Here is an 11,027-nt window from a genome sequence, read left to right as displayed (position 1 = left end):
TCACTGAAGTGGCTATGGCGTTCGCCAGCGTTTAAACGGAGAGCCGGATGCATTGAAAGGTGCACGTCCGGTTCGGTGAGGAGAGATAGGGAGATAGCCCGACTACGCCCTGTCTCTTACTCAACTTTGGGCGCAAGGAAAGTGGCATTACCTGGCTGTCGTCCTGGATCTTTGTACGCGTCGGATCGTGGGCTGGGCGCTGTCGGAAAAGCCAGACGCTGAGCTGGTGATCAAAGCGCTGAATATGGCTTACGAGCAGCGTGGCAGGCCTTCGGATCTGCTATTCCACTCAGACCAGGGATCGCAATATGCAAGCCGATTCTTTCGCCAGCGGTTATGGCGATACCGCATGCGCCAAAGCATGAGTCGACGAGGAAACTGCTGGGATAACGCACCGATGGAGCGCGTATATCGCAGCTTGAAAACAGAATGGATACCGACCGTGGGCTATCGAACTGCGCAGGAAGCACAGCGCGATATCAGCCATTTTTTGATGCATCGCTACAACTGGATTCGGCCTCACCAATTCAACGAGGGGTGGGCACCAGCGCAGGCCGAGGAAAAACTTAACGTCGTGTCCGGGATTAGTTGACCACTACACCGTCGTAATCAGCTAGGGTGGAGTTGAGTGACGTAAAGCCATTCACACACCCTGTGACCATCCGAGCGGCACGATGTATCTACGAGGTAGATTTCCTACTCCAGACAGACGCTGAAAATTGAGCAAGATGTGTTGGGCAGCCCCTTACATAGCGCCCCCGGTTCCACGAGCTCAAGCATTCGCAGGCCTATAAATAAAAAAGAAAAGCAGCAGACCTGATATCGCCAGGCATGCCAAGCCTGCACAGATCATGACGAGACCAAAGCCACCCGCCATCGCTGACCTGTACAGATCGACAACCCAGGGCTGAGTCGACGGGAAAACATGGTCCACTATCGCTCGCCGAGCCAAATAAGCTGCATGACTTGGCCCACTGTCCTGTATTTCAACAGTGAGCCTATTGACCGCATAAACGCTCATGATGCTACCTAAAATAGCGATTCCCAGAGCCATTCCGGTCTGCCTCAAGGCGTTCATTGTCGCAGATGCAATGCCGGCACGTTCAGGCGGGACGCAGTCCATGACCATCATGCCGGTCGCGGGTACTGACAACCCTGTTCCAAAACCCAGTACGGCAAGGATCAACCCAATCCCTAGATAGGGAGTCCATGGATTGAAAACGACCATGGCACATAAGGCCAGACCTATCAGCGCATAGCCTGCGACCATCAGGAACTTCATCGAGAACCGCGCCACGAATCGCCCGAAAAACAAGGAGGCTAGTGCCATCATGACGAACTGCGGCATTAGTTTCCAGCCTGCAATCTCTGGGCTGCTTCCCTGTACTTGCTGGAGAAAAATGGACAAAAAGAAGAGACTGCTGTAACTGGAGAAGCCGAGGATAAAGGAGGCTAGATTGGCGAGCACCAGGGGCCGGCTACGGAATAATTTAATCGGAAACAGAGGCCGTTCGACGCGCAACTCAACCCATACGAATGCGATGAATCCCACTCCGGCAGTAAGCAAAGGGATTAAAACCCTATCGGGCGAACTGCCATGTTCCCCGATTCCGATGAGGCCATAGCTGAGTGCCCCCAGCCATAGCATGCTAAGGGCCTGCCCTGCTGGATCGAATGCCGCATGATCGAGATGCTTGCGCTCGGGAATACCATACGCACCCAGCACAATTGCCAGAATGCCAAGCGGAACATTTACCAGGAAAATGCTCTGCCATCCGACACGCTCGACCAATATCCCACCCACTAACGGCCCGCAAATCAACGCAAGTGCGCTAAAAGCGGACCACCCGCCAATCGCCCGTGCCCGCTGGCCGGGATCAGGGAATGCGTGAGCCAGAATCGGCATTGCCCCCGGTATAAGCATCGCGCCGGCAACGCCTTGGACAGCGCGCCCCCACAAAAGCATCGGCAGTTGGCTAGCCAGCGAGCAGATGACCGATCCAATCACGAAGAGCAAAACGCTACCGAGCCAAACCCGTTTGTGCCCATAGCGATCACCAAGAGGCCCCGCAGATAACATCACCGCGGACAATGCGACTGCATAGATGTTGACGACCCATTGGAGACCTGCCAAGTCAGTGTGTAACGCTGCCTGAAGAGTAGGCAGTGCGACGTTGACGATGCTGATGTCCAGCGTCGCAAGAAATGTTCCGAGATAGGCTGCAGCGACCAAGGCGTGAATTCGATATTTGCGCATCGGAGTCCAATTTACGTTAAGGAACTTACCTTGATCCTATCCACTGACTGACAGTCAGTCAATAAGAAGGCTTCGCTTGATGGCGTCGCCAAGATACAATTGACCGACCGATAGTCAGGGCTGAAAGGCTCATACAGATGCCTCTTCCTCTCCTAACAAGTCAACTTTTACGCAGGGCCCCAAACAGCGATGAAATATAAGAAAAGCCAAGTCGAGCCACCCACCTCGAAAACCCCGCGAACCAAGCCTGCGCACGTACGCCTAGATGAATTGATGGCTGCCGCAGAAACGCTGTTTTTAGCGCAGGGCGTCGAAGCCACTACCATTGACGGGATCGCCGAACTGGCGAAGGTAGCGAAGGGTACTTTTTATATTTACTTTTCTTCCAAGAATGAGTTGCTTGAAGCGATGGGGCAACGCTACACCGCGCAGTTCCTGCGCCGTCTCGAGGAAGAGGTGGACAAGTGCGCTTCAGGAGATTGGCTGGCGCGCCTGCGCACCTGGATCCATACAAACGTTATTGCTTATGTCGAAACGTATAGGACGCACGACATCGTTTACACAAACCACCATCACCACAATCGTAGCAACCAAGAAAAAAACGCCATCCTGGAACAGTTGCAAGGCATTCTGCAGGGCGGGAATGAAGCCGGTACCTGGCGATTTGATCAGCCCCGAATCACGGCCTTGATAATCTATGCCGGCGTGCATGGGGTCACCGATGATGCGATCGCTAATGAGGGCACCGATTGTGAGCAATTTGCTCGTGATGTTACCTCCGTGTGCCTTCGCCTGATTAACGTGGCTGAGGAGCCCAACTGAAAGCCTGGCGGCTGATATTGAAAATCAGTGGCACGCGTTACCCCCAAAGCGGCACCCAACGACTCCTCTCTAACCAAGGTGGCCGCCTCCTCCCTGCCCTTGCGGAACGTTAATAGCCAAGCCTTCACCCTGCACCTTGAGTCTACGCCCACATCCGATGGCGTTGCAGCGACCCGCGTTAACTCCAATCCTCGCCGATTCGCTGTAATCGCGACCAACGTAAACGGTCGCCCCAGGCTCAAGGCGCGGCACTTGCCTGCTTACCACTTCACCTCCGTCAGTGGAACTCACCAAAGCAGCGGATCCTGTCTTTCCCCCTTCATTTCCTACGCCCCTTGAAAAACTCATAAACACGTTGTTGACTGACCGGCAGTCATGAGTTAATAATTCTCATTAAGGATATTCATGGAGTTCAAGGGATGACGTCGACACGGGTAATTGTGCTACTGAAGGAAATAGGGTTACCGCCCGATCTGCTCGCGTCCGCCGCCGCTGACTGGAGGCTGCGCACTGATCTGGGCCTGAGCTCGGCGGAAACGCTGGAGCTGCAACTGATGCTGGAGCAGTTGGGATGTAGCGGATTTTCGCTTTGGGATACGCATGACCATACCTTGGGAGAGCTTGAGCGACTGATCGAATCAGCCCATGCAACTGGCGGCTCTCGTGCCGGGGGTACGAGATGAGTCCTCATCCTGCATCACTGAACGAACAGTTGGCCGTGGTCCTGAACAAGGGGGGAGATGCACCTGCTTTAATTGCTGATGGCGAAGTTATTTCCTATGCGCAATTGAAGTCGCGAGTTGCCTCTACCGCCGCACGACTGCGAGCCCTAAGCATCTCGAAAGGCGATCATGTCGCGTTTCAGTTACCCAACTGCGCCGAAGCTGTCATCTTGATGCTTGCAACGCTGATAACCGGCGCGGCTCCAGCCCCCCTCCTTCCCGCCTATCGCGAACAAGAATTGCGACACATCCTGAAATTGGTCAGGCCTCGTGTCATAGCCATGACCAAAGGTAATCGTCGCTTCAGCGCAGCGGGTGTGGCTAGCACTGTAAGTCGTGAAGAAGGTTTGGACGTGGTGCTGGGGCTTATTGACGAGCCTGACAACGGCGACAATTCAGACTGGCTAGGTCTGAGGGAATTCTGCTCATCGTCATGTGACAACGCATCAGCACATGAGCTGCGCGCGACAGAGATGGGGCCAGAAGATACAGCGATGATGCTGCTGTCGAGCGGGACGACAGGCCTCCCGAAGCCCATCGCTAGAAAAAACGCTGGCTACAGCTACATGATCGGTGAAGCCAGCCGAGTATTCGAGCTCAGTCACTGCTCCTCCTATCTGGCGGTGCTCCCCATATCTCACGGTTTTGTCATCAACTGCCCAGGCATTCTCGGCACCCTTCTTTGCGGGGGAGCCGTGGTTCTGTCCCCGGACACGTCCGCGGAAACGGCTTTAAGACTTATCACAAACCATGAAGTAACACATTCGACGCTGGTTCCAGCATTACTGGCCCAGTGGCTTGATCGAGTGAGTCAGCAAGAGAGTGCACCGCAGACATTAAGGCACATTCAAGTCGGTGGGTCGCGCCTGCCTGCTGATCTCGCAGCCCTTGCTGAATCAAAGTTAGGGATGCGTATCCAGCAGTGCTACGGAATGAGCGAAGGGCTTCTTTGCTTCACCCGTGCGACTGATTCGGACAGCGTCCGATTCAACTCACAGGGCCGCCCGTTGTCCGAGCAAGATGAGGTCCTGATCGTGGACGAAGACGGCACGCCGGTCCCGCTTGGGCAATCGGGTGAATTAATCACCCGCGGCCCCTACACCATATCTTCGTACTTCAACAATCCGTTGGCGACTTCCCGCGCCTTCACGCAAGACGGGTATTACCGCACCGGCGACATGGCCCACCTTGATTCGGCGGGCAACGTCTATATCGATGGGCGACTGACCGACTCCATCAATCGCGGTGGAGAAAAATTCAGCCCGGAAGAGATTGAAGCGCTAACTAAACAGCACGCGAAGATCCAAGACGTCGCGGTGGTGGGTATATCCGACCAGCGTTTCGGCGAAGTGCCTTGCCTGTTCGCCGTGGTGCACGAAGGAGAACAGCTTTCGTTATCCGAAGTCCGACGGCACCTGGAGATTGTTGGCATAGCGCAATTCAAACTGCCGGAGAGGCTAGTCCTGATAGACGCGATTCCGCGCAAAGGCATCGGCAAAATTGACCGTGCGTCTCTACGCGCTCAACTCTACGGCGAGCGCAAAAGCGAAGCACAAGCATCCGGGTCGGGTGACCTATGAATCTCATACAAGCCCAGGCCGAAGGTGCCATCAAATTGAGCTTCGCGGCCTCAGTGCCTGTGCGACATCAACTGGTGGTGTTCCCTCACGCTGGCGGTAGTTCCGAATTCTATAGAGCGTGGCGAGACCATCTGCCTGCAGACGTGGACCTCGTAATAATGCAATACCCTCAACCAGGCACGAGCCACGCGACAGTGAACTGGAGCGACCCACACATCGCTATCCAACGCTGCATGAGGGGGTTGGTCAGTCTTCTTGGCATCGCGCCCGCCACGCTCTTTGGGCACAGCATGGGCGCCTTGCTGGCACTGCATATAGCGTCCTCCCTGGCACCGTCGAGATTCAAGGTGGCTCAACTCATCTTGTCGTCTCAGATGGCACCAGCGTCGCTACAGACAACCCTTCAATCACAGCAGGATGTCGACCAGCTTGCAGAGCGTGCGATGGGGCTTGGTGAAGTGCCCGAGTTGAGCACCTCCGTTGACACCGCTCAGACGGTTGTTGCTTCAGCTGTTCGTCAAGACCTGACGCTTCTTCAAAAGCTTGCGAAGTTGCCGGTGGGTGACTTGCCCACGACCCGTCTATTCGCAGGCGACAACGATCCGTTGATCGACAGAAAGCAGTTCTTCGAGTGGTCTCAATTGCTGCCCAAACATCCAGTGCTAGAGGTTTTTCCAGGCGGGCACTTTTACTTTCTCGGCAATGAGCCGTTGGTAGTGAAAACCATCCTGAGCCCCTCTCGTACGGCGTGACCTTTACGTTCATTCAACCCAAACGCGGAATGGGAAACTTGTCATGGATTTCGATCTTTTCAATACTCAATCAGCAGCTCCCAGCCCTGCCAAAGCGCTGGATATGTTTCCCCAACTCAGGGACTTCAGTGCGTCGCTGGGAAACACCCCGCTCGTGGAAGTGCCGGGGCCACAGAACGGAGGTCGAATCTTCGCCAAGCTGGAGTCGAAGAACCCCTCCGGGTCGATCAAGGATCGCGTGGCCTTCGGCTTGTTTTGTGATGCGATCAATGCTCACGACTTTAATCAGGGCCCGCTCAAGCTTCTTGATTCGTCGGGTGGCAACATGGCCAAGGCTTTAGCCCATTTGGGGCATCTGTGCGGCCTGCCCGTGCACGTGGTAATACCCGACTCAGCGCCAGAGGTATTGCTTCAATCCTTGAGCGATAGCAACGCGATTGTCACGAAGGTGGACAGCAGCCACTTTCTGCTTGGCATCATCGCCCGCAGCCAGCAGATCGCCCGCACGGAGCCAGGCTGGACCTTGCTATCCCAGCATCTGAACTTGGTAAACACATCGGTGCATCAGCATCACACCGGCGCCGAGATCAGCCGTCAGCTCGACGGCCGACGCCCCGATGCCTGGATAGCAGCCATCGGCACTGGAGGTACGCTTGCTGGCGTATACGCAGCGCTGGCGCAGCAAAACCAGGACCTGCGCGTCGTAGGGTGCACGCCTCGCGAGCTGCCATTTGGCACGATGGAACCTCCAAACGGAACTGCCAGGTTCGCAGGCGCAGGAGGATTTGGTTTCGGGTTCCGGCAACCGTTTGTCTCGTTGATTCCCTACGAAGTGCCGTTCCAGACCGTCTCACATGAGGAGTCTCTCAAAGCCATGTTCCGGTTCTTCGAGGAAACCGGCATCCCCATTGGCGGTTCGGCCGCGGCCAACTGGATCGTCGCGTGTAACGTCGCCTCTGAACTCGACAAAGAGGCCAGTGTAGTCACCATCTTCCCCGACGCCGGCAGCGACGCCGACCGCGAGCGGGGCCGACAGTTGCTCGACAACGAGCGTCAAACGACAAGGAGCTAATGCTATGCCCATTAATGAACAGGACATGATGTCAAACCTGGTGAGCCTGGCCGATCTGGCCAGAGCTCAACTGGACCTTCCCGACGGGTTCAACAAAGCTCGGCAGATTGTCGCCGAGCGCGTAGGCACCGATCGCTTCGTCATGCTCCCACTGCTTGAACTCAGCGATATTCAGTTCAAGGCACAGGCTGACGACAGGCCCACTGTGGGCGATGTCAACTCGCATATTGATCGATGGATCGGGGATGACGGCGTCGAAATCGGCACCATCAGCGGCGAAGGCTGGAAGATCGCTAGCCTGGGCGAAGACGTCATCTCCTATTACCGGGAAACCGCAGATACGCGCTTGGGCAGAATCGAGACAGCGGGGGTCTGGAATTCATCCGCCATTTGGCAAGGTCGATGGCAATCATTGTTTGCCACCGGTGTCACCGGTGAGGTGACCGGGATGATTGGGGTACGGCAACTGTATCAAGAGGTCCCGCGCGAGCGCTATCGGGCCTTTGTACTGCTGATTCCGATCGAAGCGGCCGACGAAGCGATTCAGGGCCGGGTACGCCGCGGATACACGACTGATTGAATTCGGAGGTTGCATGTACGATCAGCACGTGGACCGCGACATTGCAGTCATTGGTATGGCTTGCAGGTTTCCTGGTGCCAACACCCTTGAGCAGTACTGGCACAACCTGGTGAACGGCGTCGAGTCGGTAATCGAACTCGGTGATACGCCTACCGATGCGCAGACCATGCCATTTGCCGCACCGTTGAATGACGACGTGCTGTCATTCGATGCCACGTTTTTTGGCGTGGGTCATCGTGATGCAGCCTTGATGGACCCTCAGCACCGACTATTCCTCGAGTGCGCATGGCATGCGCTCGAGCATAGCGGTATCAAACCCGGGCAAATGCCCGACACCGGCTTGTTTGCCGGCTGCAGTAGCTCAGCCTACCTTGGCCACTTGCAAGCGTCCGACCTCATGGAAAAATTCCAGCCGTCAGGGTTCGAGTTGCAAATTACCAATGATAAGGACTATTTGGTCACACGGGCAGCGTGGCACCTGGGCATAGAGGGGCCGGTACTCGGTGTGCAGGCAGCCTGCGCTACATCGCTCGTCGCCGTCGCAGAAGCCGTCGAGGCCTTGCGTGCCGGGCGATGTCGAGTGGCGCTGGCCGGTGGATGCACGTTGCGGTTTCCGCAACGTGCGCATTACCGGACTCAGCGAGGCATGATCTACGCGCAGAATGGTCACTGCATGCCTTTCTCCAGCAAAGCGACAGGGACGGTGTTTGGCAGCGGTGTCGCGCTAGTGGTTCTGAAACCGTTATCCCTGGCGCTCGCTGACGGGCAACGCGTGTTAGCCGTAATCAAAGGCTGCGCCGTCAACAACGATGGCGCCCGCAAGGTGGGTTTCACCACCACCAGCGTCGACGGACAACGACGCGTGATCAGCGCGGCCATGCGCGATGCCAATCTCACGCCCATGGACATGCGGGCGATGGAGGCACACGGGACCGGGACGATTGCCGGTGATCCGATTGAGTTCAACGCACTGAACGACCTGTTTGCAATGCCCGGGAAAGGACACAAGTCCTGCGCACTTGGCTCAGTGAAGGCCAACGTCGGGCACCTGGAAACCTGCGCGGGCATGGCAGGGCTGATCAAGGCAGTACTCCAGATCCAGCATGGTTTCATAGCGCCACAGATCCACATGGACGAGGTAAACCCTTCGATAGCATTGGATGCCAGCCCGTTTTATTTTCCCGCAATCGCCGAGCCGTGGGATACAACGGATAGCCGAAGCGCCATTGGGGTCAGTGCTTTTGGAATCGGCGGGACAAATGCGCACATAGTGCTGGCGCGTTCGCCACAAGCTCTCGATGAAACGATAACCGCCGCGACCGATTTTCCTTCAGTCATTCCCGTAACCGGGCAAAGCGAGGCTGCCTGCCACAGGTTGATACGCGCCTACCGTGCAGAACTCGTCGGCCTTCCCCCGGACCGCACGGCGTGGAGCGCCCAAACCACACGTCGAGCGCTCAGGTATCGCGCAACCTTGTTTGCGGACCAGGACGGCGCTCTACAGGTCGGTGACCCGGTACGCGATACCGGCCGCCGCAAGCCGGATATCGTTTTCCAGTTCCCGGGCCAGGGCAGTCAGTTCCTCGGCATGGCCACCGGCCTGGCCAAGTCGAACCGACATTTCGCAGGTGATCTTCATGCCTTGGTACGTCTGCTGCGAGAACAAGCGGATGTCGATGTCTCCTTCCTGCTGGATGAAAATGCTGACACCGACCTGACCGATACCGCGACGGCACAGCCCGCGCTCGTTGCAGTTCAAATCGCGATGGCCCGGTTTCTCATTCGGCACGGCGTCGTACCTGACGCAATCGTCGGTCACAGCGTGGGCGAAATCGCAGGCGCCTGCATCGCCGGGATGCTGACCGCCGAAGAAGCACTGCTGTTCGCTGCTCGACGGGGCAGGTTGATGTCTGAATTGCCAGCAGGCTCCATGCTCGCTGTCGCCATGAGTGAGCAAGCCTGCCGGGATTGGCTCGCGGACGACGTTTCGCTAGCCGCCGTCAACGCGACAGAGGCCTGCGTTCTCTCGGGCACCAAGGCCGCGATCGAACGCATACAACGCTCATTGACCAGCCTGGGCATACGTTGCCGTGGTTTGACGGTATCCCATGGGTTTCACTCGTCCATGATGGCCCCCATCCTGGACGAACTGGCAGCCGCCGCGCCGACGGCCAAGGCGGTGCCTTCGGATATCCGCTTCCACTCGACCCTGCACGGCACAACATTCGACTCGTCAGACCGCCTCGACGGGGCTTATTGGGCGCGGCACGCGCGTGAGCCGGTGAGATATCTGGAGGCGCTTGAGTCCGTAGCGGTTCGTGAAGGGACGCTATTTGTCGAAGTGGGCCCCGGCACGACCTTGACGGCCTTGACAATGGCGCTGCGGCCGCGAGACACCGCGATTCGCACGATGCGTGGCGAGCGAGATAAATCGCCGGAGCATGAGGTGTGGCACACCGCGCTGCAGAAAATCTGGATGGCCGGTGTGGACATTGACTGGCGCCCGTCGTGGAACCTGCCAGCCAGAGCCATCCCGCTAACACCCTACCCCTTCGACCGCCAACGTCACGGCGTGGCACTTGAGACGCAGGGCAGCACTCCCCGCACCGCTGAACCCGCACGACAGCTTGAGTCGCGAAAGTACAACTCCGTTGCGCAGGCCGCTGCCGCACTTTGGGAGAAGGTCACCGGGACGCCTCCCTCCAGCCAGTATCAGTTGTTCAGTGACGATGGCGGGGATTCCTTGGCGACGTTCCAACTGATTGCATTTGCAGACTCCGAACTCGGGGTCGTGTTGAACGTATCTGACTTCCTGGCTGATCCCACACCGTCGGGCTTATGTACATGCCTGACGGATGCGGGCGCCGCTAATAGCATTCACATTCATCCTAAAGAAGGGAACGCGTAGTCATGGCAACCATCACTCATCCAACGTTCGGTGTCTATGAAGTCGAAACTGTAGTGGTAGACAGTCAGAGTTCATTCACTATCGCCTGCTCGCCCCACCGGCATGCGATGCCCAGCAATGGAGGTATCCGTTGGAGTCGATATAAAACACTGTCGCATCAAAAAGATGAAGCGATCATGTTGGCAAGTGCGATGGATCTGAAACACGGGGCGGTTGCAGGATCTGAGTGCAACACGGTTATTGAATTGAAGCGGGAGCATCATGCCGCATCACCACGGCTTCTTGCATCACTTCGCCCATCACCTCGATCGGGCATTTGAAGTCGAAGCGTTTG

The 11,027-nt window shown here is 56.9% G+C and carries 8 protein-coding genes and 1 pseudogene; 8 read left to right on the top strand and 1 reads right to left on the bottom strand.

Annotated features, from left to right (window positions below; all coding sequences use genetic code 11):
- Nucleotides 1-115: 115 nt before the first annotated feature.
- Nucleotides 116-592 (top strand): annotated as a pseudogene (locus tag AC19YT_RS27380) (IS3 family transposase); the annotation flags it as partial.
- A 180-nt stretch (nucleotides 593-772) separates the two neighbouring features.
- On the opposite strand, the gene AC19YT_RS27375 reads toward AC19YT_RS27380, so the two are convergent.
- On the bottom strand, nucleotides 773-2,257 hold the full coding sequence (locus tag AC19YT_RS27375) for a DHA2 family efflux MFS transporter permease subunit (RefSeq protein ID WP_373345752.1): 1,485 nt from the start codon (nucleotides 2,255-2,257) through the stop codon (nucleotides 773-775).
- A gap of 273 nt (nucleotides 2,258-2,530) precedes the next feature.
- Between AC19YT_RS27375 and AC19YT_RS27370 the strand changes: the two genes are divergently transcribed.
- From AC19YT_RS27370 to AC19YT_RS27340, 7 genes are all read left to right on the top strand, one after another.
- Nucleotides 2,531-3,079, top strand: coding sequence for a TetR/AcrR family transcriptional regulator (locus AC19YT_RS27370; protein ID WP_242200196.1), 549 nt, complete (start codon nucleotides 2,531-2,533; stop codon nucleotides 3,077-3,079).
- 419 nt (nucleotides 3,080-3,498) lie between these two features.
- Nucleotides 3,499-3,762 carry a hypothetical protein gene (locus tag AC19YT_RS27365; RefSeq protein ID WP_242200197.1) on the top strand — a complete coding sequence of 88 codons (264 nt, stop codon included), beginning with the start codon at nucleotides 3,499-3,501 and terminating at the stop codon, nucleotides 3,760-3,762.
- Complete coding sequence (locus AC19YT_RS27360) at nucleotides 3,759-5,381, top strand: AMP-binding protein (protein ID WP_242200198.1); 1,623 nt, start codon at nucleotides 3,759-3,761, stop codon at nucleotides 5,379-5,381. Before AC19YT_RS27365 ends, AC19YT_RS27360 begins: the two co-directional genes overlap by 4 nt.
- Entirely contained in the window at nucleotides 5,378-6,133 is a 756-nt protein-coding gene (locus AC19YT_RS27355; protein ID WP_373345751.1) for a thioesterase II family protein, read from the top strand. Before AC19YT_RS27360 ends, AC19YT_RS27355 begins: the two co-directional genes overlap by 4 nt.
- Before the next feature lie 43 nt (nucleotides 6,134-6,176).
- Nucleotides 6,177-7,205, top strand: coding sequence for a pyridoxal-phosphate dependent enzyme (locus AC19YT_RS27350; protein WP_242200202.1), 1,029 nt, complete (start codon nucleotides 6,177-6,179; stop codon nucleotides 7,203-7,205).
- 4 nt (nucleotides 7,206-7,209) lie between these two features.
- The gene (locus AC19YT_RS27345) at nucleotides 7,210-7,785 is read left to right on the top strand and encodes an allene oxide cyclase barrel-like domain-containing protein (RefSeq protein WP_242200204.1); all 576 of its coding nucleotides are present in this window, start codon (nucleotides 7,210-7,212) and stop codon (nucleotides 7,783-7,785) included.
- Between the two features lie 13 nt (nucleotides 7,786-7,798).
- Nucleotides 7,799-10,693: a type I polyketide synthase gene (locus AC19YT_RS27340; protein ID WP_373345750.1), complete on the top strand. Its 2,895-nt coding sequence runs from the start codon at nucleotides 7,799-7,801 to the stop codon at nucleotides 10,691-10,693.
- The last annotated feature ends 334 nt before the right edge of the window (nucleotides 10,694-11,027 follow it).

The organism is Pseudomonas sp. MF08875 (assembly GCF_059862525.1).
This window is presented reverse-complemented; position numbering and strand designations above follow the sequence as displayed.